Below are 24,716 nucleotides of genomic sequence, written 5' to 3' on the forward strand. Positions count from 1 at the left end.
CTGTTTAATCAAGGGGTAAAATCTCAATTTTCCTGAATTGAGTAGGATGGCTCTCGGCTTGGATGGATATGGTTCCCCCGGTCAATATTTTGCTATCTGCGTTCTTGAGGATCTCTTTGGCATCTGAATCATTCGGATCGAGTTGCGGGTCGTCATAATCAAACACCAGGTTGCCGTTGATGTAATGCTTTATGTTGTTGCCTTTTACAACTACCTCGGCCGTAACCCACTGATCGCCGTGGTAGGTCTCGGAGCTTGAATTTATACAATGCCGGGTCACCAGTTCACCATCAATTACTACATTTGTGCCCGGTGTACAGATATTTGCAGTGGATCGCTCATCGGTTCCATTCCCACTCAGAAGCTGAATTTCCACTGAAACCGGGAACTCCTGGTCCACCCGCATATCTTCTGGATGCTGACCGTGAATCATAAGACCATTGTTCCTGATCGCCCAGCCGGGGCCGTTGGTGACCTGTTCACCCACAAAACGATACTCCGCCCTCAGCCGGTAATTTGAAAATGATTTGTTATAAAAAAGATGACCAAACTCGCCATCGAATGAGTCCCAGTTGTCGTAAGAGACGGTTAATATGCCATCCTTAACACGGAAGGTATTGTTGTAATTAACGCCGGCTTTGCTACCCGTAAATTTGGGTGTCCATCCGTCCAGGTTTTTACCGTTAAAAAGCTGAATCCATTCACCGTCACCAGTGGTGCCCTGGGCGTTGATAGTTGTAGTGCAGAACATCCCGAGCAACAAAAAAGACAGAATATACTTGGTCATAATCGATGGTTTGAATACTAATTTGTTGATTTGAATCATAGGAAGGTCTTTAGAAAGCTGCTAAACCGCAAGAATCGTGTCTGTAAAATTTTTATAGGTCCTCCGTACTTCCAGTGCAGGGAGTATTCAGTTGCTGTCACTGTGCCCCAGGTCTTTCTCCGGTGCGATGCGATCCCGAACCAGCTGCTTCAACTCCTTTGACTCCGGGAACCGTCCTTGCTCTTTGCGGGAATAAATCAGGTTGCCATCTACATGTACATCAAATATGCCGCCACTGCCAGGGGAGAGTGTTACCCCTCCCAATTCATTCTCAAACGTCGTTAATAGCTCTTGTGCCATCCAACAGGCGCGCGGCAGCCACCGGCATTGCGTGCAGTATGTGATTTCTACGTTGGGCTTCATGCTAGAGATTTCGGTTTAATGATTATTGACAACAACAGATAGTATTGAAATCCGCGAGACATTGCAGGATCTGCTTCATCTGCATTCTCGGAACTCGGCAGCTTAGAATTGAAAGAGCACTAGAATACAGATGTTGCGAACAAAGCCGATACACGCAGATAGTAGTATTTAACGTGTTTACTGGTTAAAAACACTGTACTCCCGTGGGGAATGCCCGATCACTTGCGTGGGAATTAATTCCCACGCTATGGATAAGGTGGACATCTCACGGTATCTACAAATAATCTAATCAGGCTCTTAAAATAAAGGTCTTCAGTCGTAAACCCGTATTGTTAAATCTGTGATAATCTGCTTGATCCGCTTAATCTGTGTTCTATTACTACTTACTAATCTCTACCGTACGCCCGCCGCGACCGTTTCGGCTAAACACCCTCAGTTTGGCTGAAGAAGCATTGATCGGGCCGGCGTATATTTTGCTATTTATATCGGGCTCAGAACCGTCGGTTGTATAGCGGATGGTAAAGCCGGGCATCTGGACGTTTGCCGAAATGGTGCCGTCCTTGATAATGGCCCCGGGCGTGGGAATCCGGTATCGAAATCCACCGGCATAGTGATCCAGCCGCGGGAGTTCCCGTTTGGCGGCAATATTCAAGAACGTTGACCACGCCTGTTGGTACTGCTGTTCATTTTGGATAGTCCATTCTCCCTGCGCCCATTCAGGTTGTTCAGCCCAGGCCCGTTCAGCCATCGCCAGCAGCTTCGGCACCAACATATATTCCTGCCGCTCGTCACTTATAAGTTTTTCTCCCCACAACAGGCTTTGAATACCGACAATGTTGGCACGACCCTCCTCGGTCAGGCGCTCCATACCCTCAAAATGGTTGTCGTTAAGCGGTCTTCCCATTACGTCAGCATCCGCATTTTTGTAATAATCGTATGGAATGAACTCGAACGGTTTTTCAAGGCTGTTGAAGCCACCCCAGTAAAGCCCGGGCTCGGCAAATTCTTTTTGATAGGCCAAATCGAAATAAAAGTTGGATACCCCGGAGAGCACCACTTTGTATCCGGCATTGGCCAGGCGATAGGCCAGGTCCTCATCCCCGGAACCGGTGACGTTATTCCACACATCGACCTGCACATCTTCTTTAGCAAAAGCAGTATCGGCGACAGAATGAGATTCTCCGCCCCAGAGCGCGTCTTTCATCCCAATCTCTTCCCAGCCATACAGCTTCAGGCCACGCTCTTTCAGCATGTCGTCAACCCTGCGATAGAAATAGCCCCACAAGTCTCCTGTCGACTCCACTTCCGGATTTTCACTAATGAGTGTTTGTACGGCTGGCGATTTTTCCCAGACGCCCGCGGGCACCTCATCGCCACCCATATGGATGCGCTCCAGCGGAGCCCCGGCTTTGTTGTACATCGCCTGCAGCTCGTCGATTACTTTGCCCAGGAAGCGGTAGGTAGAGGGGAGGGCCACGTTAATCACATTGTCATCCCAGCCCTGTACGGACTCATACTCCGAAGTGTCTTCGAGATCTCTCAGCAAATACGTTTTGGCTTGCTCTTCCTTGCCCTGTTCCATCAGGCGGCGGTAGCGGGCATCCATCGACTTGATGGCAGCCCTGGCATGTCCGGGCGTTTCTATTTCCGGGATCACCCTGATGTGCCGCTCTGTGGCGTATTCCAGGATATCGATGAAATCCTCAGTGCTGTAGTAACCGCTACCCGGATGTGTAGAGTTGGGACCTGAACCATGAGAGGGCTGCAGTCGCTCGTGGTTGTCCAGTGTGTGCCCGCGCTGTGCACCGACTTCGGTGAGTTCCGGTAGGTCTGGAATCTCAATTCGCCATCCCTCATCGTCATTAAAGTGGAAATGGAACACATTCAGCTTATAGAGCGACATCAGGTCAAGCGTCTTCAGGATCTGCTCTTTGGAGCGAAAATTACGAGCCACATCCTGCATAAAAGCCCGGTAACCGAAGCGAGGCGCATCGGTTACCTCCAGCGCAGGAATAGCGACCGATTGCTGGGGCCCTGACCAGGCGGTAGGGGGCATGGCCGTTTTCAGGGATTGTATACCGTAAAAAATGCCTGCCGCGTCGGAAGCCGAAATAGTGATGGCCTGTGGAGTGACTGAAAGCTCGTAGCCCTCCGGTTCTGTGTTGGTTTTCTGAAGTGTGATCTCTTTACCTGGAACGTTCTCAGTAGTCATAGTGGGCTTGCTTCCTAGAATTTTCTCCAATTCACTGGAGAAGTATTCGGCCTCATTTCTAAAGTCGCTGATATACTTAATAGAGACATCGGAAGTCAGGGAAAAGCTACCGTTCCGCTCGCGATACTGGTTTGGCGTAGGGAACACTTTGGGGAGCTGGTTCTCATCAAGGTCTGTAATCTGATTGTTCCATTCATATACGTTCTCGGGAGTGGCCACGGACACATGGTCGCCTGGGCCGCGATCCAGCACCTCTGGACCGTCTACAGGTTCTACGGTGTACTGTTTAATCGGAATTCCATTTTCTTTGTTGGAGTCCCACACCCAGTAGAAACCGATCGGTGCTCCCGTAATATTCAACGCCGAGCCCGTGCATATGAGATCCAGGTTTAGGGTTTCACCGGGAATGAGGCCGTCAAAAGAGGGTATGGGTGCCATTTGATCCAAATCCCCGTTTACATGGCTGATGTCAAAATTCCCGGTCTGATCCTTACAGAACATGTTATTGACATACAAGCTCCAGCCACTCTCCGGGATTGGATTATTGCCATTATTGACTAGAGTTAGCCGGGCTAAGAACTGTGAGTTACCCCGGTGGTGATTATCCATCAGTTCCCAACTTATTTGGAGAGAGGAAGGACTGAATTCGTTATTACCCTGTCCCCAAATCATTGAGGATATCCCGAAAAAGAAATAAAAAAGCAGCACAATTATTCTATGCATGGAAAAGATTCTTAATTGAGCGTTGATGAAATCGTAATATAAACTTGTTTCAGGATCTCGCAGAGGCCATTACTGTTGATATAGTTTTGTAATTAATCAACGTCTATTGCCCACGACGAGATCCCGGATTGGGTTCGGGTGAAACAGTAGGTATTTATTTTTCATTAGCCATGAAATCCACCTGCTAAACGGGTGTATAGTAACTAAAATATTTCTATCCTTGAATTTACCATACTCTGATAAAATGACAAACAACCAGGTTTTAACAACAGAGCCATCCGGCAAATAAAAAAGGGAACCCGAATGGGCTCCCTTAAAGTAAAGAGGGTGATTAAAAGCTGATTACCTAAAACTGATGCCAAATCCTACGTTATAGCTTGAGTAGTTGGCCAGGGTGTAGGAGGCGGAAACATGGAATATTGCAAAGCGCAGTCGAAATCCGGCCAGTGCCCGAAAGCCATTTTGCCCCTCCATTTCTACATTTATTGGCTTTTCGATGGCATTTACAATCAGCGGCTCATTGTTGTTGGGATCAGTCTGATATTCCTCATTGGGGATAACGGTAGGATATGATCCCGGGGTGGAAACGGAAAAAGTGGAAGCCTCATATCCGATACCACCGTAAACCGAGATAACAGGAAGTGTCTTCCCTACAAGAGCGTTGACGGTCCATGCGTCGGTTGTGAGTGCGGCACGCTGTCCGTCCCATGTTGAGGCGGGATATGGATTTTCGGTATCCTCGGGCTGGGTAATCACATCATTGGGCATTACATCAAAATCGGTTCCCAGCTCCATATTTGTATATCCGAACATGACTGAAATATCAACGGGAATAAGTTTACCACCTGGCAGCCACTGTTTTACGTCATGCTTTACACCGACACCGAACAGCTTGAAAGACCCGTAATCCTCAATATTGTATTCGGGAGTGTAGCGTACCATTACATCCGTATTCTTGATCAATCCAATCCCAGCTTTGATCATTGGGGCAGGGGAATATTCGAAGCCGGTCCCTTCAGGCATATTGAATTCTACCAGTTTTTCCCGGCCCTGGAACGGAACATTTGCATAGGCTGCCATTGTAGGCCCGGTTTCGCTGGGTCCACTGATGGTCGGGGTTATTGGCGATCCGTCCTCAAGTTCAAGCTCTTGCAGGTCAAGCTGGGTTACATCAAATGTGAGATCTTCATCGGGTACAATGGCAAGGCCCGCGCTGACAGTCAGATCAAATCCCAGTGTATTGTGTGTTTTGGCTGTATTGGTCCAGCCCGTGTTCAATCCCGCACCAAATCCGGATCCGAAAGGTTCCAGATAGGCTCTTACTAAAGTATTGGCATCTTCTTTGCCCGATTGCAGGATACTACCCACATCGCCCAACTGGGCAAAAGAAGGCACGGAAACAACACCGACGAAAACAAAAAACAGAAGTCCTTTGAGAAGTAGTTGTCGTAGCTTCATCGCATATAGGTTTGTTTAAGATGTTTGTTAGATGATATAACTATTAGGTATTAACTATCCCCGAAAGAGGACATACATAGTACATAATTTGTGATAGACTCTCTAATTTTCTTCCAGCGATTCCAGGATATTCAGGTATGACTCATACCGCTGGGCACTGATATCACCATTTTCAAACGCTTCAATTACGCCGCAGCCTGGTTCGTGACTGTGGGTGCAGTTGTTGAACTTGCAGTACTGACGGGGCTCCAGCATCTCCGGGAAAAAGAGCGAGAGCTCCCAGGGCTCAATGTTGACCAACCCAAATTCTTTGATTCCGGGCGTATCCACCAGGTAGCCTCCGAAATGCAGCGGAAGCAGTTTGGCGAAGGTCGTGGTGTGTATGCCTTTTTCTGAATAATCGGAGACATCCGAAGTGGGGCGTTCAATACCGGGATCAATTTTGTTGATAATGGATGTTTTGCCCACCCCGGAGTGCCCGATAAAAACGGAGGTTCGCCCTTTAAGCTCCTCTTTTACCGTTTCAAGGGATTCTTCATCGTAGATACTGGTGGCCATAATATCATACCCGATGGAGCTGTAGAGATCGATAAGCCGTGCGGCCTGCTCTTTTTCCTTCTCCCTGGCCAGGTCCATTTTGTTTATGAGGATGAAGGAAGAAACCTCGTATGCCTCACAGGTGACAAGGAAACGGTCAATAAATCCGGGTTTGAGCCTCGGTTTGCGAATCGACTGTATCACAAATGCGCGGTCCACATTGGCGGCAAGAATCTGCTCACCGCGCTGATTATGCGTAGATTTACGGATGACAAAGTTTTGGCGATCGTGAATTTTTTCAATGCTTCCGGTATCATCCTCGTTTATGGAGATGTCTACCCGGTCTCCCACAGCAATGGGATTTGTGACATTGTAATCTTCCAGTCTGAATCGCCCGGGAAGCCGACATTTTACGATACTGAATCCCTCATCGTCTTCCACGGCAATCTCATACCAGCTACCGGTTGATTGTACTACACGTCCCTGTTTGTTGGCCATTGATCATTTCTTTTGAAATTAGGATGAAAATATTGAAGTAACGCTAATAATGAAACTAATCCTTGTTAGTTGGACGATTAGGAAAAAGAATTGAGTCCATAATCCCGAAGACGAGACTGCCACCAGTAGATGGGATCAGTACCCTGTATGGACCCGATATTTTAGTGGGCATTATCTGGAAAAATGATATCCGGGAGTTTGATATGTACCTGCCTGAAGGGCAGTGGACCGATGTCTGGTCAGATGAAACAGTTGAAGGACCGACAGAAGTCGCGATAGAGACACCGCTCCATAAAATCCCGATCTTTGTGAGATCAGGCAGCGGTGTTGATCTCGGTAACCTGAACCAACTTTTTCATGAATCAGTCGATATAGACAGTTCAAAACCTGATCTGGAGAGTTTACTGGAAAACGAGAGTTTCTAAATAATTAGGGCTTCCTTTTGACAAGATAATTCGATGCGTGACAATGTTTTAACGGATAAATTGGGTGATCGAAATCCAAGGTTTTATGGATTTTCAAATTACCCTGCATATGATACAGCCGGCACCGAAAGCAGGAATTTTCTGGACGTGGGGCTGCCGGTGGAGTTGGGTTTATCCCTCCGGCCTACGGATTTATGAGCCGTCCGGGCAAATGCAGCGGAGGCGTTAAGAAAGAAACCTTGCAGCAGGTTTCGGGAAAGACTGGAGGTGTGGGAAATCTCAATAATCCGGAAGGAACTCCGAACATGAATATCTTGGTTTCTTTTAGCCACAGCGAAGTGCAGCCAGGCGAAAAAATCCCAGACGGTGATTTTTGGGGTGTCTGGTTCGTAAGTCCCGAATACTTTCGGGATTTGTTCACACAAAAAGGAATATCACTGCTATCGATAATTGCTAATACTTTTTGAGGAAGCCCTAGATAGAGTGAGAACAACATACTCAATTTTCAGAGGGACGTTTCCGCTGTCATTTTCATCTCGTGCCAGACCTCTGTTTCGGGCGTGGAGAATGGTACTTTTGGTACTTGGTATTTCTGTAATCCGTGCCAAAGCCCCAGCAGATTTTTCAACAATTCAGCAGTTCAACAACTCAACGAGCAACTTCTACTTAAATGACTCATTCAACACAACTTTTGAGGATACACTAAATAACCTCAGTTCGATATAAAAATCACAAAATTATAGCTGTCATCGCGAGGAGGCGTCTTTGATAGTAGCCGGCTCCATCTTGAGGTCGACGTGGCGATCTCCGTATTCGTTTTTCCCGGGAGATTGTCTCCCGAAAGTTTTCGGGATCCCGATGGTCACTTAATCCTCGCAATGACAGGTTCTATCTTGAACTGACGCTAAATATTTTTGCATTTCAGAGGATGTCCTAAATTAATTGAGACGGTCGTCTCATATATACTGAGATAGTAGTCTCAGGATCTGTGAGACTATGGTCTCGGTAAGTATGAGACGATGGTCTCACTATGTATGAGATAGTAGTCTTGGTAAGCGTGTTAATCTATTAAAAGGGGGTTTTCACTTAGGGCTTATTCAAAATTCCTGGTGAGGAGGCCCTGCTTAACCTGAGTTTGACATATGGATACTAAAAATAATAACTATTATCGCGACGAGGCTTTGGTGTACTTGTTGGCTTAACGATGCGGTCGACGAGGCGATCTCCTCATCCGTTTTTTGTTTACGCATAGGAGATCGCCGCTGGATTTCGCTGAATTCCTCACAATGACAGATTTTATATCGAACTGACGTTAAATAAAAAACCCTGCCAGGTTTGATCACCTGGCAGGGCTAAGTTTAATTTTACTGCTCCATAATAATGGTCTCCTCTGTGGAGTCTTTCGAGGGTTGACTAGCGCCATTGCGGGTTTTGTATTCCTCAGAAACCTTGAACCGTTCTTTGGGATCCATAACCGATTCATCTTCAAGGACGATGCCCAGCAGGGGATCCATTCGCTCCAGGTACTGAACTTCAAGGTCGCCGATCACATCTTCTTCAATCTCGGCTACATCCTTCTCATTTTTCTTGGGTAGCAATACTTTTTCGATACCGGAGCGCTTGGCTGCCAGTACTTTTTCCTTGATACCGCCCACAGGGAGTACCAGGCCACGCAAAGTAATCTCACCCGTCATTGCGAGCGTACCTTTTACCTTGCGCTGGGTAAAGATGGAGGCCACAGCCGAAAATATTGAGACACCGGCAGATGGTCCGTCTTTTGGCACAGCACCTTTCGGCACGTGGATGTGCAGATCCCAGTACTTGAATGCCTCTTCCGGGATACCGAGTTCATCGGAATGAGCCCGCAGGTACGACATCGCCAGCATGGCCGATTCTTTCATTACATCACCAAGCTGACCGGTGATATGCAGCTTGCCTGTACCTTTTGAAACGCTAGCCTCGATGAAGAGGATATCTCCACCGTAGGGCGTCCAGGCCAGGCCGGTCGCAACACCGGGGACGGTAGTTCGTTCGGCGACTTCAGAGAAGTATTTTCGCTTACCGAGATACTCCTCAACCTCATTGACGCCAACTTTGAACTCTTTGTCTTCGCCTTTGGCAATTTTTGCAGCCACACCCCGGCATACAGAACCGATCTGCCGCTCCAGGGTACGCACGCCGGACTCACGCGTGTATTCGTCTATAATTTTCTGCAGTCCCTGGTGCGTAATCTTGATCTGATCCTCCGTCAAACCGTTTTCTTTGATCTGCTTTGGAATCAGGTGCTGCTTGGCGATTTCGGACTTCTCTTCAAGCGTGTAGCCACTGATGTTGATGATCTCCATACGGTCGCGCAGCGGGGCCGGGATGGTGTCCAGCGAGTTTGCCGTCGCGATGAACAGCACCTTGGAGAGGTCATATTCCAGCTCCAGGTAGTTGTCGGCAAAGGAGTCGTTCTGCTCGGGATCCAGCACTTCAAGCAGGGCGGAGGTGGGATCACCGCGATAGTCAGAGCCGACTTTGTCAATCTCATCCAGCATCATCACGGGATTGCTTGTCTCTGCCTTTTTCATAGATCGAATGATACGGCCCGGCAGGGCACCGATATACGTTCTGCGGTGACCACGAATTTCAGCTTCATCGTGAATGCCGCCAAGGCTGAAACGTTCAAATTTCCGGTTCAGGGCCCGGGCAATCGATTTACCCAGCGAAGTTTTACCAACGCCCGGAGGTCCATAGAAGCAGAGGATTGGAGCTTTCATATCTTTTTTCAGCTTCAGGACAGCCAGGTATTCGATAATTCGTTTCTTTACTTTGTCAAGGCCGTAGTGATCTTCGTCGAGCACCTTTTTGGCATGCCCAAGATCTAGGTTGTCATCCGAATACTCGTTCCACGGCAGATCCAGGATCCACTCGATATAGCTGTGGATGATACCGTAATTCGGGGATGAATTCGGCGTACGCTCCAGCCGCTGCAGCTCTTTGTCTACGGTATCTACTGCCTCTTCGGGCAGATCTTTTTCCTTGAGGCGTTGACGCAGCTTTTCAATCTCCTGCTGCTCACTATCTTCGCCCAGCGCTTCCTGTATCGCCTTCATCTGTTGGCGCAGGTAAAAATCACGCTGCTGTTCGTCGATATCGGTTTTGACCTTTGAGCGGATCTCCTCACTCAGGTTCAGCACCTGCAGTTCCTTGTTGAGGAACTCCATCACTTTTTCGAGGCGATTAGAGAATTTTTTGATCTCCAACACCTCTTGCTTGTCGGCCGTAGAGACATTGAGGTTTGAGGAGATAAAATTCAACAGGAACGTGGGACTGCTGATGTTGTTAATGGCAATGGAGGCCTCGGACGGAATATTAGGAGACAGGTTGACAATTTTGCTTGCCGTCTCTTTTACCGAACGCATAGAGGCATCCAGCTCCACGCCTTCGATATCCATCTCCTGGCCGAACTCTTCGACCTCTGCACGGAAGTAGGGATCCGTCTGGAGAAATTCCGTGATATTGAAAGTTGTTTTACCCTGAATGACAATGCTTTTACTGCCATCGGGCATTTTTATCAGTTTTAATATCTGGGCAACCGTACCTACATGGAACAGGTCCCCAGGGCCGGGGTTCTCTTCATCCTCTTCTTTCTGTGCTACAACCCCGATAATTTTATCATTTTCATATGAGTCTTTCACAAGTTCCAGGGATTTGTCACGGCCTACTGTAATCGGGACAACCACGCCTGGAAACAAGACCGTATTCTTCAGGGGCAGGATGGGCAGATTTTCAGGGACATCAAAATCGGTTAATTCTTTCTCCTCCTCTTCTGACATAAGGGGGATAGCCTGCTCAAAATCTTCAAACCCTTCTTCAGAATCTTCGAGTTTTTCCCAGTCAATATCTTTTTTGTCTATCATAACTGAATTAAAAGTTAATATACTTTTTCGATTCTCTTTACATGGTTTGCAAATAAGACGCCAGCCCTAGAGTGTCTACCAATTAGTCATAATCTAATCAATCTTTATGGCAAAATAACAAATCTTGCCGTAATGTATGACAGTTGGGCATGAATATGGCTTGCGGTCTTTGTTTTATGCGTATACACCGCCATAATGTATCGTTCAAATTGGAGGTCGCTATATCATAGTACCCACAACACCCCGCCGGTTATTTTAGTTGCGAGGAAATAAATAAGATAACGTCAGTTCGACAAAAAACTGTCATTGCGAAAGAGGAACTCAGCGACCTTCGGGATCCCGAAAATTTTGGGAGGCAATCTCCCGATGGTTGAACAAAAAACGGACGGGGAGATCGCCGCGTCGACCTCATCGTTAAGCCCAAAAGGGCAACAAAGCCTTCTCGCGATGACAGTTATTATTTTGAGTTAGTCTTATCTCGAACTCAGGTTAAGAAAGGCATGTTAAAAATGAAATTTCAGCCCGCTAAACGCCGCACCGCCAAGCTCCAGTGTCGGCGTATTGCCGTGGGAAAGAAACTGGGCACCTATCGAAAATTCCCAGTGCTCCATCTCAACCCCGGTTCCGGCGCTCCAAAGCAAGGGGTAGCCGCTCGCAAGTTGTGTTCCCAGGCGGATTGGAATAGTTTTGATCGGGGAAAACTCCACACCAAAGTGGCCAATGAGTTTGGTATTGTTGAAAGCGGTGTCATTGAGTCCAAGGGTCAAGTCGGCTGACAGCTTTAGACGATTGAGCTGCAAAAGCATGCCCGCATTGAACGAGGTGGGAAGCAGCGCGGTAAAACGAGATTTTTGTGCTCCAACCTCACCATTTCCCTGGCGCAATGGATTCAGGTTCTGTCCCGCTCTGTCAAAGAAAGAGAGATACTGTCCGGGAGATCCTTCAAACCGGGTGTCGGAAGTTCCGGATACCGGCGCAACGGAGGTATCGGGGCGTTGCGCCATTGTAAATGGATTCTTGCTATATGCTACAAACCCGATATCGGTTACAGAGAATCCCAGCCTGAGAGACTTGTTTACAACCTGGTCGTCACCAGCGCGGGCCAGCGAAAAATCATCTCCTATGGAGAGCAAATAAACCAGCCCAAAATCGAAGCCTGCACCATAACCAGTCGGTTTTGTATAGTCTGAATAATCTGTAGGAAAGGAGGAGGGGAAATTGCTTTCGACAGCGGTAGCCGGTTCTCCACCTGCCGAATAAAATTCAGTAGCTTGAGAATAATTGCCGGTTGAATGGTAATCGAATGAGTGGGTCAGGCTGGGTTGATCCATCTCATCAGTAAACCAGTACCGCGAGTCGTAATTAATATTCTGGTAGGAACCACCAATAATAAATTTGGGTGCCAGCCCGATATACACTCTGCCTACACGTGGAATAAGGCCTGTCAAAAAGTCAAATGTTTGGGCGTATCCAAAGGAAAATTCATACATAAACTGGCTCTGCTGCACCAGGTCCATGTTACGGACGCTAGTGGAACGGTGTTCAATAAATCTATCATCGTACCATCCGCGTCCAACCTCAATGCGGGTGGAAGTGCGGGCGCGGGCCGTCAAAGAGAATGCATGATCTCCACGTTGCCAGTGGACACCGCCCAAAATGGCATCCACCCGGTGCTGGTGCTCAGAAAGTTGTCGTTTGTTGGGATAGTTTCGTTCCAGCAGTTCCTGTTTCTCCTGGGAAGAGATAGTAAAGGCACCGGGTTGATAGGCGTCCAGATAATCCCGGTAGTGATTAAATTGATCAGTAATGTTATCTGTCGGCATGGCGGGCGTATAAAACGTTCCCGCCCCGCCGATGCCAAAGCTGAAGTTGGTACCCCGATCTCTAATTTTAAGATTGGCAGGATTAATAAAGTTAGCCTCATAGCCCGTTATATATGCTGTTCCTCCACCTCCCATAGAGATATTTCGGGGAGAAAGTACCGGTTGCGATAACGCGGTCCCACCGATAAGACAGAATAAAAGAACTAAAGCAGTTCTGATAAGGCTATTCAAAATTCAATGTCCTTCTAAAAAAGTATTTCAGGAATGAAGTTCTGACGTTCGGCTGTCAACTAGCCGACCACTTTCATTTTGGCCGCCCGCAGCATGAGTGTTTTTCGACCACGGTCTTTGAAAAATACCACAACTTTTGTCTTTTCTCCATTGCCTGTGCGACTGATGATTTTTCCGGGTCCAAAGATGTTGTGTTCCACTTTGGCACCCACCTGGAATCGATCGATGTCATCCCCATCATAATGGATCGTTGTTTTTCTCGACTTCCTGTTATTCTTGGAATAATGCGGCTTTTTCCAGTCGTACTCTACTGACTTGTCCCAATTATTTGCTGAGGAGGAATCCTCTTGATACCGGTTTTGAACTTGGTTAATACTTGCGCCGGTTTCTGTCCTGACAACTCCAGAGTCCACTTCATCTAAAAACCGGGATCGCATCATCGATTTTTCTTCGCCGTACTTGTAACGGCTGCGGCAAAAACTGAAAAAGAGGTCTCTTTCAGCCCGCGTTATGGCTACGTAAAACAGGCGGCGTTCCTCTTCGATATCCACGTCCTCATTATTGCGGCTACCCACAGGGAAGAGATCTTCCTCTAGGCCAACCACAAACACAACGGGGAATTCGAGCCCTTTTGCGGCGTGGACGGTCATCATCGTCACCGCGGGCTTTTCTTCGTCATACTTGTCAGTATCGGTAATAAGGCTGATCTCCTGCAGGAAGTTGGCCAGTGAGGGATTTTTGTTGCCTTTTTCGTAGTAGGAGATGGCATTCTGAAGCTCCAGGATATTTTCGCGGCGCGTCATCGATTTGGGAGAGTTTTCCTCTACCAGGCTCTTCATGTATCCCGACTTTTCCAGTAATTTTTTGGTGACATCCACCAGCGATTTACCGTTGTCAAGGTCGCGGTTCAGCCCCCTTATCATCGCCACAAAATCTTTAACACTGTTTTCGGCGGGGCCGTAAATGTCGACCTCTTCAACATTTGTGAGCACATCCCAGAGCGACTTGTGCTCGCTGCGTGACTGGGAAGTCAACTGGTGCAGCGACTTGTTGCCGATGCCGCGCGAAGGCTCATTGATGATGCGCAACAGGTTGGTGTCGTCATCGGGATTCACCAGGATAGTGAGATAAGCCAGGATATCTTTGACCTCCTTGCGCTGGTAAAATGAGAGCCCGCCCACCAACTGATAGGCAATACCTTTGCGGCGTAGCGTTTCCTCAAAAACACGACTCTGGTAGTTGGTTCGGTACAGGATCGCAAAATCGTTGTTGCCATAGCCATGGCGCGCCTTCAGGTCCCGAATATATCCAGCCACCCGGTTTGCCTCATCCCGCTCATCGTAATTTTCCAGCAGGGTAATGGTGCTGCCTTCTTCGTTGTCCGTCCAGAGCGTTTTGTCAAGCTGCTTATCGTTATTTTTGATGATGGAGTCGGCTGCCTGGAGGATATACTTGGTTGAGCGGTAGTTTTGTTCCAACGGAACTTGTACAGCTTCCTCGTAATCTTTTTTGAAGTTCAGGATGTTTGAAATATCGGCACCGCGGAACGAGTAAATACTCTGGGCATCATCGCCTACCACACAGATATTTTCATGTTTGTTGGCCAGCATCCTGGTGACTGTGTACTGGGCGTGATTGGTATCCTGGTACTCGTCGATCAGGATATAGCGGAATCGATCCTGGTACTTCTCCAACACGTCGGGGTTTTCCCGGAACAGCCGAATCGGTTTGATTAGCAGATCGTCAAAATCCATGGCATTGTTCTGCTGCAGGCGGTTGCTGTAAATTTCATAGATCCGTGCTGTGATGTCATCCAGTGTGCTGTGCACAAACTTTTCCCGGTACTGGTCCGGCATGATCAGCTCATTCTTGGAATCGCTGATCCGTCGCTGAATGGTGCGCGGCTGTATCTCTTTGGGGTCATAATTTAGCTCCCGGATAATCTGCTTGATCAGATTCTGTGAGTCATCGGTATCATAAATGGAGTAGCTGGAGTCAAAACCGATTTTTTCTGCCTCATAACGCAGGATTTTCGAGAAAACAGAATGGAAGGTTCCCATCCACAGGTGGCGGGCTTCATCGCCAATGAGATCAATGATCCGGTCTTTCATCTCGCGGGCCGCCTTGTTGGTAAAGGTCAGCGCCAGTATTTCGTTCGGCTGGGCTTTTTGTTGGTGGATCAGGTACGCAATGCGGTAGGTGAGCACGCGTGTCTTCCCGCTGCCGGCTCCGGCCACGATCAACAGGGGACCATCCGTTGTTTTGACAGCATCTTGCTGCTGTTTATTTAAATCTTTAATAAAATCTGGTTCTTGAGACATCGTTAATTTATTTACACCTGTTCGTATCCATTATGTGGGAATTCTGTCGCCCCTTAATAGTGAGTTTAAACCGTCAACATATTCAAATCTCCTGCAAACAAGAGACGGGTATCACTGCAAATGGTACGCGTAGAGTATTGAATTTTATAGCTGAATGTACATTACATCTTCCTGTAAAAATACCACAGGAAATGAAAAACTTTTCAAACTCAAACCTACGAAATATGGGTAGTTTTAAAAAACGTTTTGGTTACAAAAAATTACTCGCCGCCAGAACTTAAAAGGCTTAAAGTGAGTAACAACCGGTGAATATTTTGTGAGTGAACTTTAGAAGAATGCCATTATTATCTTATTTTAAGTGATGATTTGGAATATACAGATACAGGCTGGTTTTTAATCAAAATAGACAGTGAAAAGCGAGTTAGAAGCCTGTATAATATCTTCTGTTTTAAATTTTACGACTCTATCTCCTGATTTAACACACATTTATGGATATTGAAGAAAAGTTACAGCAAGTAAAAGAGCGGTTTGAAGAAGTTCAGACTGCGATGAGCGACCCTGCCGTATATGATGACCCGGACCGGTACACCGAACTCACCAAAGAGCACGCAGAATTGAAAGAGCTGGTTGAGGATTACGATCAATGGGTTGATATTAAAAACCAGATTGAGGGCAACACAGAACTGATAGAAGAGGGGGATGACCCGGAAATTACTGAAATCGCCCGAGAAGAAATTGAAGAGCTGAAACCGCGCCTGGAAAAGCTGGAAGAGGAGATCAAATATAAGCTTATTCCCAAAGATCCCGATGACTCCAAAAATGTGATTGTTGAGGTTCGTTCCGGAACGGGAGGCGACGAGGCCGCCATTTTTGCCGGAGACCTGTTTGACATGTATCGCCGCTACGCCGACAAGATGGGGTGGAAGTTGAACGTTATGACCCTCAGCGAATCAGAAAAAGGGGGATTCAAGGAGATTATCTTCGGCTTGGAAGGCGATGAAGTATACAGCAAGATGAAGTATGAAAGCGGCGTTCACCGCGTGCAGCGCGTGCCGGAAACAGAGTCTCAGGGCCGTGTGCACACCTCGGCAGCCACCGTGGCAGTGCTCCCCGAGGCCGAAGAGGTGGATGTGGAGGTCAACACTTCTGACCTGAGAATCGATACATTCCGCGCCAGCGGGGCAGGGGGACAGCACGTAAATAAAACTGATTCCGCAATTCGTATAACGCACGAGCCCAGCGGAGTGGTCGTGGAGTGCCAGGAGGAGCGCTCCCAGCACCAGAACAAAGAGAAAGCGATGAAGATGCTGCGTACCAAGCTATATGATGCCAAGGTGGAAGAACAGCGCAAGGAGCGTGCCGCCGAGCGCAAGAGCCAGGTATCGACCGGCGATCGAAGCGCCAAAATCCGGACGTATAACTTCCCCCAGAGCCGCCTGACCGACCATCGCATTAATCTGACGCTTTACAACCTGGAGGATATCATGAAGGGCGATATTGATGAAGTGATTGAAGCGCTTCGGGTAGAGGACAACCTAGAGAAACTGAATGCAATCATGGAGCAATAGCATTCGCAGTGTTAATGTTCAGAGAGCAGGCGTTCAATACTTTGATTCGACAGTAGACAATGCAGACCGTTTGGATTTAAACTGGTTGGCCCTGCCAGGTTCTCCCATCGCTTATAGTGTGAGATAATTCGATTTACCGCCTCTTGAGTGTACCGGTCGGATGCACCCCGGGTTTTTGCGTAAATTTTCATAGCCCTGTACAAGCAGTGAATCGGCCTCACTGAATTGCTGCTGTTCCGACAGGTATGTACTGTATACATTCATCGTCTGCGCCACACGCCAGCTGTCTGCGGGATATCCCTGTGTTCTTATTATATAGGTCTTTTTTAAGTGTTGGTCTGCTTTTTCCCGTTCATCTGTTTCGAGATAAAGTAATCCCAGTTGAAGGTGTGGGTCTGATGTCCTAGGATGGTCGGGAGGAAAAATTTGCTGGTATTCCCTGTTTACCCGGGATAATAATTTTTTTGCCTTCTTAAACTCTTTTGTTTTGAAATACAACTTCCCTTGGTTGAGCTTGGTACGAGCAATATATGGGTGTGAATTGCCATAGATTTTGGTCAGTTGTTCGACGTTAATTTTCAACAGCGAATCGGCCTCTTGGAATCATCCTTACAGCAGATATATATGGCCCAGGCTGCCTACTCCCAACGCTACATCAATACCTTCTTCCCCCTGTGAGCTTTCGGTGCATTGCAAGGGATTCAGACTGGAATTTCTCTGCCTCTTCCAGGCTACCTTCTTCCCTCAGAAGAGCAGCAAAATTGCTCATTACTACTGCCAAATAGGAAAGCTCGCTAAACAGCCGTTTGTACATCTCGATTGATCTGCGGTAGTAAGGAGTGGCCGTTTCATATTTCCCCTGGGTATAGTAAAGCGCTGCAAGGTCATTAAGGTTTATTTCAAGGTGAATGTGGTCGCCTTGATGAAAAAAGTTGCATACGGTGGTAAAACGACGCATGACTTTAGTGGTAGTAACTATAAGGCAAACATTGGTGCAAATACTGACTCACAGCTGACGATTGAGAATTCAACGATCTCCTATGGCGCTGGCTATGGAGTTTATGCCAAAGGAACAGTCAATGCCATTGAAAGTTTATCAGCCAGCAATACATTTTCGAACAATTCACTGGGCAACGTTTTAAAATAACACATAATCAAGCCAAACACTCCAGGGACTGCCGGGTAGAAACCGGCAGTCCTTTTTTTACTGCTTAGTATCCCCATTGTCTGATATTTAATTGATCTGTTTAAATCATATCTTAACAGGCCAAATAGTTATAACTAAAAGATCATTATGAGTGACAAGATCGTTTGCCTTGGACTTATACAGCATTCATGTAATGCCAATCCATCTGATAACGTTGAAAAGGCAATTTCTCTCGTAAAAAGAGCCGCTAAAAAAGGCGCACAGATTGTATTTCTGCAAGAGCTTTTTAATACCACTTATTTCTGCCAAACGGTGGATGACACCCATTTCAGCTGGGCCGAGCCGATACCGGGAGCTACCGTAAACCGGATGGCTAAACTTGCCAGAGAACTGGAGATTGTACTGCTTGTTCCCCTGTTTGAACGTCGTGCTGCCGGTATCTACCACAACTCGATCGCCGTTATCGACGCCGATGGCACTATCCTGGGTCGGTATCGCAAGAAGCACATTCCCGATGATCCCAGCTTTTACGAGAAATACTACTTTACACCGGGAGAGGATGAATACCAGGTCTTCGATACAAAATATGCCAAAATCGGTCCCTTGATCTGCTGGGACCAGTGGTACCCTGAAGCGGCGCGGATAACGGCTCTCAAAGGTGCTGAAATCCTGGTTTATCCCACAGCCATCGGAACCCTTCCCGAAGAGGATGAGGAGACGGCCAAAGAATTTTTCGATGCCTGGCAGACGATTCAGCGCAGCCACGCCATTGCCAACGGCTGTTTCGTGGCGAGTATAAATAGAGTGGGTGAAGAAAACGAGGTGACGTTTTGGGGCGGATCATTTGTAGCCGGTCCATTTGGACAGATGCTCAGGCAGGCAGGCAAGGAAGAACAGGTTTTGATCACGGAAGTGGACCTTTCTAAAATTGAAAAACAGCGACAAGTTTGGCCTTTCTTCCGCGATCGCAGAATTGATACCTATGGGCCTATCCTGAAAAGATTTATAGACGATTAATACGTGATGCGTAATCCGTAACAATTAGATGTAAGAGGTTAAGAATCACGTATTACGTATCATGTTTTGGTATTGCAAATCAGTAATCATCAGTGGATGAAGAGAAAACCAACAGATAAAGGCTTCAAAATGCCCCCCGAGTGGCATCCGCATGCGGCAACCCAGCTGCACTGGCCAACGAACCGGGAAACATGGCCTGGAGAACGCCTTGACAGGGTAGAGAAGGTATATCTACGGATTATCGGAGTGCTGCACAGATACGAGCCGATCCACCTGTTTGTTGGTGATGAAAAGGTAAGAGACTATGTGTTGGTTAAATTCGAAGAACGAGGTATCAATTCCCAACAGGTCACTTTCCACCTCCAGCCCATAAATGACGTTTGGGCCCGGGACTGCGGTCCCATTTTTATCCGAAAAGAAGATAATAGTGAGGAGTTCGCCGTTACCGACTGGGAGTATAACGCCTGGGGTGGAAAATACCCACCTTATGAAGATGATAACAAAATTCCAGCTTATCTGGCCGATATGTACGGCATTGAGCGATATGAACCAGGCATGGTGCTGGAGGGCGGTTCAATTGAAATTAACGGCAATGGTGTGCTGCTTACTACTGAGTCGGTACTGCTGAATGAAAATAGAAATCCAGGGCTGAGCAGAGAAGAAATTGAAGAGAAGTTAAAGAGTTACCTGGGTATCGAGGAGATTATATGGCTCAAGCGTGGTTTGGCTGGCGATGATACGGACGGTCATATCGATGATCTCGCGCGTTTCTTGAATGAGTCTACGATTCTGGCAGTCACAGTTGACGATCCCGAAGACGTGAATTACCAGGCACTTCAGGAAAACCTGGAGATTCTTCAGCAGGCAACAGATCGGCATGGCCAGTCTTTTACGATCGAAACTCTGCCGCTTCCGCAAACACGCATTGAGGGCACCACGGTTGACGGGTCCGAATATGTGCCGGCCAGCTATGCTAATTTCTACATCGCAAATGGTGTGGTGCTAGTGCCGACCTACGACCTGAGATTCGACGAGCAGGCGTTGGGCCTGTTTAAGGAGTATTTTCCCGAGAGGGAGGTGGTTGGAATACCGTGCGCAGATTTGGTTTGGGGACAAGGTTCCATTCACTGCATTACACAACAGCTTTATGGGATTTGAATAAGGTATTTCATCACTGATGCACTCAGTCCAGCGCTTAGGTTTGACTCAAGAACGCCTCCTGTTCCTCCGGTAGGCTGATACTGGGGTTGTGACGACGAATAAGTTGAATGATTTTGGCTATATCCGGCACTTTAAGCGTAAAGGAGACATTCCCGATGTCGATCAATTTTTCCAGGCGCCCGGTGATATGTGATTTGAACATGAGATAGTAGGAGGGAGAAAAGTCAAACAATGCATCATCTGTCCAATCAGGACTTTTGGGAGCAAATCGCAGCTCCTCGAATTCGCGCATGTTATAGTAGAAGTTTTTTACCGATTCATCACCTTTGTACACTTCAATTGTCAGCATATCACCTTCGGCAAAAAGCTCAAAGCGATATAAAGGATCAGTGATTCGCAGAATGCCGATAAAAGCCATCATAAATAGGAAGATTGAGGCCAATTGCCGAAAACCGATGATGAACAGTGCCTCGTCGACAAACGCATCACCCAGCAGGTAGGTGGCAAGAGCCGTTGCGCCTACCACGATCACTCCCCAAAAAAGGTTGGTTTCCTCCTCATATATCGTCAATGTAGATCGCATGCCCTTCAATTAGTTATTCCTCAAACCATCACATAATTTAAAGTAAAATTCGGAATTAAAAATATTGGCGTTGAGGTTCGGCAATTTTTATACTCACTGTGAAGATCTGAAAGGAAAAATATTAATAAATGTCCCTGATCTTTAATATCTTTTAAATCTGTTCACATCCAGAACAAATCAGCATTTGCCTTAATTTACATGACTGAAGAATTGCACGACAAATATGAAGCCGTAATCGGCTTGGAAGTTCACTGCCAACTGTTAACACAAAGTAAGGCCTTTGCACCGGTATCTACTGAATTTGGTGGAATGCCGAACACGCAGGTCACGCCCCTCTGCCTGGGACACCCCGGGACCCTGCCAGTATTGAATGAAAACCTGGTTCGCTACACCATCAAGATGGGACTGGCCACTAATTGTGGGGTCGCCAAAAAATCGATTTTTGCGCGGAAAAATTATTTCTACCCTGATCTGCCAAAAGGCTACCAGATTTCACAATATGAAACACCAATCTGTCATGATGGGCACCTGGATGTAACCGTGGATGGGGAAGTAAAACGGATCGGCATCACGCGTATCCATATGGAGGAGGATGCCGGGAAATCGATACACGACCAAGATCCCTACAACACGCTGATTGACCTGAACCGGGCAGGGACTCCGCTGATTGAAATTGTTTCTGAACCGGATATCCGCAGCCCGCAGGAAGCCTATGCCTACCTGAACCGCATCAAGCAGATTGTGCAGTATCTTGAGATTTGTGACGGAAACATGGAGGAAGGAAGCCTCCGTTGCGATGCCAACGTGTCTATCCGGCCCAGGGGACAAAAAGAACTGGGCACGCGAACAGAGCTTAAAAATATGAACTCGTTCCGCAATGTGGAACGGGCGCTTGAATATGAAATCAGGCGACAAATTCGGCTGGTCGAGAATGGCGGGGAAGTAAACCAGCAAACGCTGCTCTGGGATGCCAACGAAATGAAAACGCGCCAGATGCGTACCAAAGAGGAAGCCCACGATTACCGCTACTTCCCGGAGCCTGACCTTCCGCCGGTCATGGTAACGGAAGCGATGCTGGATGAAATTCGTGCTGAGCTCCCTGAAATGCCTGATGTGCGCAAGCAGCGCTTTGTTGATGAATACGGTATGAGCCCGGAAGATGCCCATAACCTGACCAATGATCGTTACCTTGCGGATTATTTTGAAGAGGTCGTTGATAGAGTGGGAGATCCGAAACCGGTATCGAATATAGTTCTTACCGAAGTATTGCGTGTATTAAATGACAGGAGCATCACCATAAACGAGTTTCCGGTCTCAACGGAACGGTTGGCGGAATTAATTCAAATTCGGGAAGACGATAAAATTAATTCCTCTGCGATGACAGAAATATTTAATGAGATGCTAAAGCAAGAGAAAGGGGCAGAGGACCTGGCCAAGGAACTGAATCTGATTCAGGTTTCAGACAATAGCTTTCTAGAACCGATCGTCCAGGAGGTCATTGAGGATCATCCCGACGAGGTTGAACGCTATAAAGATGGTAAAAAGGGGCTCGTTGGATTTTTCATCGGTCAGGTAATGCAGCGCTCGCAAGGGAAAGCCAATCCACAGTTGGTTCGGGAAATGATAACTGAAAAATTAGAAGACTGATTTTAATAACCTATCTCAAACTGGGTAAGATGTTGCTTACGTATAACTTCAACAGCGTGTTGCTGATTGCGATAACCGCACTTTTTTTGGGGTGTTCAGCAAATGAACAGGGGCAACCTTCGGCCCACGTTTCGGGAATAATTACAGTGGCAGATTCTGTCGATGCCAGCAGGGATTTTTCAGGTATTGAGGTATCCATCATACAGAAAGACTCTGCCCAGAGTGCCGCAGATACCCTGTTTTATGATGTCACAGATTCCACAGGTAACTTCCGGGGAACTGCTTCATTTCCAGAAAATAGGTTTTACACACTTCGTATAGATCGCAATCAGCGGCAGCTTGGTCAGCGGTCGATAGCCCTGGCCAATGGGGACAGCGTTCGTATTGAAGCGGAACTGCCAGGTCTACAGCAAACACTATCGATCAACTCAAATGAACATAAGGCCCTGGATCAGTACCGACGCATTAACCGGAATTATCAGCGTATTGTAAATTATATTCAACGGGGAATTTTAAAAGGTGACAGCGCCCGTACAGAGCTCCAAAAATTTGGTAATCTCTATTGGGAGGTTTACAACAAGCAGAACGGCACCCTGGCCAGCCGAATGGCGGCTGCCGATGCCATCAATATTTATGGTTCGCTGGATGGCAATGAAATGATGCAGAAGCTGCGACAGATCCAGGACAACGATGCACTGGTTTCCATTGCGGCACAGTATGGTAAACGATACCTGGCTGAACAAAAAGGGTTGAACCACTCACTGCAATATCTTGATACGCTCCAGTCGATTACGCAGGAGCCGATGGCAAGTATGAATATCCAACAGGAACGTATTAAACTCCTCTATGACAGTGCCAGGATCGACCAGGCTAAAACACAACTCGATGATTTCAAAAAACAGTTTGAGAATAAACAATCTGTCAAGGATTGGGTAGAAAGCATTGAATACGATTTGACGTACCTGTCACCTGGTGATACCATCCCGTCGTTTTCATTTCAGGACAGTGGGAAGCAGATCAGTCGTGATTCCCTGTTAGGCACCCCTTATATTTTGGAGATTACCCTGCTCTCAAACAGGTTATACCAAAACCAGTACGACCGAACATTTGTTATTCACAATATCTACAAGAATTTTGGACTGGAAGTTGTGACGATCCCACTGGATCAAAGTCAGATCACCGTCGACGCCTTTTTCCAAGAACGCGACAAGTCCTGGCCGGTGGCACCAGCAGATGCATTTGAACGCCAGTCACTAATTGAAAAATTTAATATCCGTCTTGTTCCAACCCGCTTCCTCGTGGATAGAAACGGGGAGATTGTTCGTAAATATATCGGGGAGGAATACCAGGATGTTATCCAAGGAATTCAAACCATAATTAAGACCGAAGAACCAGCCTCATGAGACGATTTTTAATCGCCGGAAACTGGAAAATGCATAATGGACCAGCTGCAACAAGATCACTGCTAACTGAACTTAATGAAGAGGTGCCGGATATTCCCGACAGCCTGGATGCACTGGTATGTCCACCCTTTGTTTCACTGGAGGCCGCCTCGGAAAAGGTGCGTAAACACTTTGGGTTATTTCTCGGGGCCCAGAACTTGCACTTCGAAGATGAAGGAGCCTACACCGGGGAAGTTACTGCAGATATGCTCAAAGAAGTGGGTTGTGAGTATGTAATTGTCGGCCACTCCGAACGCCGTGAATATTTTGGCGAAACTGACAAAACGGTGAACCTGAAGGTAAAAAAAGCAGTATCTGAAGGGATCAAACCCATATTTTGCGTAGGCGAATCGTTAAAGCAGAGAAAAGCCGGGGAACATGTCAACTTGGTGAAAAAACAAGTGCAAGTGGCACTCAACGAAGTTGAAGCTTCAGATGCAGAAGATGTAGTCGTAGCCTACGAACCACTCTGGGCTATTGGAACCGGGGAGACGGCGACTCCGGAACAAGCACAGGAAATGCACGATATGATCCGTGGAGAACTCGCGGAGCTTTATGATGAGGATACAAGTGATGCGATTCGCATTCTGTATGGAGGAAGCATGAAACCACACAATGCCGAAGATCTGCTGGGCCAGCCTGATGTGGATGGGGGTCTAATAGGTGGAGCCAGTCTCAAAGCGGAAAGCTTCGCCGACATTATTCGCATCGCTGAAGAGTTGTCTTGATCAGTTTTCCAGTGTACAGTTTTCAGTGTGTCAAATTTCAAATGGCATTGAGGTATCGGATCTTTGTGAAAGATTTGCCTCTTGCCATTCTCCTTGACACA

19 protein-coding genes are annotated in these 24,716 nt (G+C 47.2%); 7 read left to right on the forward strand and 12 right to left on the reverse strand.

Annotated elements, in window-relative coordinates; translation table 11 throughout:
• Positions 1 to 4 precede the first annotated feature (4 nt).
• The 5 genes from NC796_RS08125 to rsgA all read right to left on the reverse strand — a co-directional run bounded on the left by NC796_RS08125 (position 5) and on the right by rsgA (position 6,617).
• Positions 5 to 787, reverse strand: coding sequence for a DUF1080 domain-containing protein (locus tag NC796_RS08125; RefSeq protein WP_310683783.1), 783 nt, complete (start codon positions 785 to 787; stop codon positions 5 to 7).
• Positions 788 to 913: 126 nt separating this feature from the next.
• A complete protein-coding gene (locus NC796_RS08130; protein WP_310683784.1) occupies positions 914 to 1,189 on the reverse strand; it encodes a SelT/SelW/SelH family protein in 276 nt (91 codons plus the stop codon).
• A 379-nt stretch (positions 1,190 to 1,568) separates the two neighbouring features.
• A complete protein-coding gene (locus NC796_RS08135) occupies positions 1,569 to 4,124 on the reverse strand; it encodes a family 20 glycosylhydrolase (protein ID WP_310683786.1) in 2,556 nt (851 codons plus the stop codon).
• 342 nt (positions 4,125 to 4,466) lie between these two features.
• Positions 4,467 to 5,582: a DUF6588 family protein gene (locus tag NC796_RS08140; protein ID WP_310683788.1), complete on the reverse strand. Its 1,116-nt coding sequence runs from the start codon at positions 5,580 to 5,582 to the stop codon at positions 4,467 to 4,469.
• 102 nt (positions 5,583 to 5,684) lie between these two features.
• Positions 5,685 to 6,617 (reverse strand): ribosome small subunit-dependent GTPase A, encoded by a 933-nt coding sequence (gene rsgA / locus NC796_RS08145; protein ID WP_310683790.1) that lies wholly within the window; start codon positions 6,615 to 6,617, stop codon positions 5,685 to 5,687.
• A 62-nt stretch (positions 6,618 to 6,679) separates the two neighbouring features.
• On the opposite strand from rsgA, the gene NC796_RS08150 reads away from it, so the two are divergent.
• Entirely contained in the window at positions 6,680 to 7,042 is a 363-nt protein-coding gene (locus NC796_RS08150; protein WP_310683792.1) for a TIM-barrel domain-containing protein, read from the forward strand.
• 98 nt (positions 7,043 to 7,140) lie between these two features.
• On the opposite strand, the gene NC796_RS08155 is transcribed toward NC796_RS08150, so the two are convergent.
• The 4 genes from NC796_RS08155 to NC796_RS08170 form a co-directional block, all read right to left on the reverse strand.
• Complete coding sequence (locus NC796_RS08155; protein WP_310683794.1) at positions 7,141 to 7,467, reverse strand: hypothetical protein; 327 nt, start codon at positions 7,465 to 7,467, stop codon at positions 7,141 to 7,143.
• 939 nt (positions 7,468 to 8,406) lie between these two features.
• A complete protein-coding gene (gene lon, locus NC796_RS08160) occupies positions 8,407 to 10,947 on the reverse strand; it encodes an endopeptidase La (RefSeq protein ID WP_310683797.1) in 2,541 nt (846 codons plus the stop codon).
• 503 nt (positions 10,948 to 11,450) lie between these two features.
• Entirely contained in the window at positions 11,451 to 13,001 is a 1,551-nt protein-coding gene (locus NC796_RS08165; RefSeq protein WP_310683799.1) for a DUF5723 family protein, read from the reverse strand.
• A gap of 59 nt (positions 13,002 to 13,060) precedes the next feature.
• Positions 13,061 to 15,322: a UvrD-helicase domain-containing protein gene (locus NC796_RS08170; protein ID WP_310683801.1), complete on the reverse strand. Its 2,262-nt coding sequence runs from the start codon at positions 15,320 to 15,322 to the stop codon at positions 13,061 to 13,063.
• A 494-nt stretch (positions 15,323 to 15,816) separates the two neighbouring features.
• Here NC796_RS08170 and prfA point away from each other — a divergent pair, with 494 nt between their 5' ends.
• Complete coding sequence (prfA, locus tag NC796_RS08175) at positions 15,817 to 16,890, forward strand: peptide chain release factor 1 (protein WP_409070362.1); 1,074 nt, start codon at positions 15,817 to 15,819, stop codon at positions 16,888 to 16,890.
• 111 nt (positions 16,891 to 17,001) lie between these two features.
• On the opposite strand, the gene NC796_RS08180 is transcribed toward prfA, so the two are convergent.
• Positions 17,002 to 17,472, reverse strand: coding sequence for a tetratricopeptide repeat protein (locus NC796_RS08180; protein WP_310683805.1), 471 nt, complete (start codon positions 17,470 to 17,472; stop codon positions 17,002 to 17,004).
• 73 nt (positions 17,473 to 17,545) lie between these two features.
• Complete coding sequence (locus NC796_RS08185) at positions 17,546 to 17,848, reverse strand: tetratricopeptide repeat protein (RefSeq protein ID WP_310683807.1); 303 nt, start codon at positions 17,846 to 17,848, stop codon at positions 17,546 to 17,548.
• Positions 17,849 to 18,184: 336 nt separating this feature from the next.
• Between NC796_RS08185 and NC796_RS08190 the strand changes: the two genes are divergently transcribed.
• Both NC796_RS08190 and NC796_RS08195 read left to right on the forward strand, forming a co-directional pair.
• On the forward strand, positions 18,185 to 19,054 hold the full coding sequence (locus NC796_RS08190) for a carbon-nitrogen hydrolase (RefSeq protein WP_310683809.1): 870 nt from the start codon (positions 18,185 to 18,187) through the stop codon (positions 19,052 to 19,054).
• 96 nt (positions 19,055 to 19,150) lie between these two features.
• Positions 19,151 to 20,212 carry an agmatine deiminase family protein gene (locus tag NC796_RS08195; RefSeq protein WP_310683811.1) on the forward strand — a complete coding sequence of 354 codons (1,062 nt, stop codon included), beginning with the start codon at positions 19,151 to 19,153 and terminating at the stop codon, positions 20,210 to 20,212.
• Positions 20,213 to 20,249: 37 nt separating this feature from the next.
• On the opposite strand, the gene NC796_RS08200 is transcribed toward NC796_RS08195, so the two are convergent.
• Positions 20,250 to 20,798, reverse strand: coding sequence for a hypothetical protein (locus NC796_RS08200; RefSeq protein WP_310683813.1), 549 nt, complete (start codon positions 20,796 to 20,798; stop codon positions 20,250 to 20,252).
• Positions 20,799 to 20,996: 198 nt separating this feature from the next.
• On the opposite strand from NC796_RS08200, the gene gatB reads away from it, so the two are divergent.
• From gatB to tpiA, 3 genes are read left to right on the forward strand one after another with little or no spacing between them, the layout of a single operon-like run.
• Positions 20,997 to 22,445 (forward strand): Asp-tRNA(Asn)/Glu-tRNA(Gln) amidotransferase subunit GatB, encoded by a 1,449-nt coding sequence (gene gatB / locus NC796_RS08205; protein WP_310683815.1) that lies wholly within the window; start codon positions 20,997 to 20,999, stop codon positions 22,443 to 22,445.
• Positions 22,446 to 22,474: 29 nt separating this feature from the next.
• Positions 22,475 to 23,848, forward strand: a complete 1,374-nt coding sequence (locus NC796_RS08210) for a TlpA disulfide reductase family protein (RefSeq protein WP_310683816.1) — start codon at positions 22,475 to 22,477, stop codon at positions 23,846 to 23,848.
• Complete coding sequence (gene tpiA / locus NC796_RS08215) at positions 23,845 to 24,615, forward strand: triose-phosphate isomerase (protein ID WP_310683819.1); 771 nt, start codon at positions 23,845 to 23,847, stop codon at positions 24,613 to 24,615. Before NC796_RS08210 ends, tpiA begins: the two co-directional genes overlap by 4 nt.
• Positions 24,616 to 24,716: the final 101 nt, after the last annotated feature.

The organism is Aliifodinibius sp. S!AR15-10 (genome assembly GCF_031569985.1).
GTDB lineage: Bacteria > Bacteroidota > Rhodothermia > Balneolales > Balneolaceae > JAMQKA01.

Excerpts from the sequence above, each read along its gene's own strand:
- NC796_RS08130 (WP_310683784.1), bottom strand. The coding sequence starts at position 1,189 with ATGAAGCCCAACGTAGAAATCACATACTGCACGCAATGCCGGTGGCTG.
- rsgA (WP_310683790.1), bottom strand. The coding sequence starts at position 6,617 with ATGGCCAACAAACAGGGACGTGTAGTACAATCAACCGGTAGCTGGTAT.
- NC796_RS08135 (WP_310683786.1), bottom strand. The coding sequence starts at position 4,124 with ATGCATAGAATAATTGTGCTGCTTTTTTATTTCTTTTTCGGGATATCC.
- NC796_RS08200 (WP_310683813.1), bottom strand. The coding sequence starts at position 20,798 with ATGCGATCTACATTGACGATATATGAGGAGGAAACCAACCTTTTTTGG.
- NC796_RS08195 (WP_310683811.1), top strand. The coding sequence starts at position 19,151 with ATGAAGAGAAAACCAACAGATAAAGGCTTCAAAATGCCCCCCGAGTGG.
- NC796_RS08170 (WP_310683801.1), bottom strand. The coding sequence starts at position 15,322 with ATGTCTCAAGAACCAGATTTTATTAAAGATTTAAATAAACAGCAGCAA.
- lon (WP_310683797.1), bottom strand. The coding sequence starts at position 10,947 with ATGATAGACAAAAAAGATATTGACTGGGAAAAACTCGAAGATTCTGAA.
- NC796_RS08210 (WP_310683816.1), top strand. The coding sequence starts at position 22,475 with ATGTTGCTTACGTATAACTTCAACAGCGTGTTGCTGATTGCGATAACC.
- NC796_RS08190 (WP_310683809.1), top strand. The coding sequence starts at position 18,185 with ATGAGTGACAAGATCGTTTGCCTTGGACTTATACAGCATTCATGTAAT.
- gatB (WP_310683815.1), top strand. The coding sequence starts at position 20,997 with ATGACTGAAGAATTGCACGACAAATATGAAGCCGTAATCGGCTTGGAA.
- NC796_RS08140 (WP_310683788.1), bottom strand. The coding sequence starts at position 5,582 with ATGAAGCTACGACAACTACTTCTCAAAGGACTTCTGTTTTTTGTTTTC.
- tpiA (WP_310683819.1), top strand. The coding sequence starts at position 23,845 with ATGAGACGATTTTTAATCGCCGGAAACTGGAAAATGCATAATGGACCA.
- NC796_RS08185 (WP_310683807.1), bottom strand. The coding sequence starts at position 17,848 with ATGCGTCGTTTTACCACCGTATGCAACTTTTTTCATCAAGGCGACCAC.
- NC796_RS08125 (WP_310683783.1), bottom strand. The coding sequence starts at position 787 with ATGACCAAGTATATTCTGTCTTTTTTGTTGCTCGGGATGTTCTGCACT.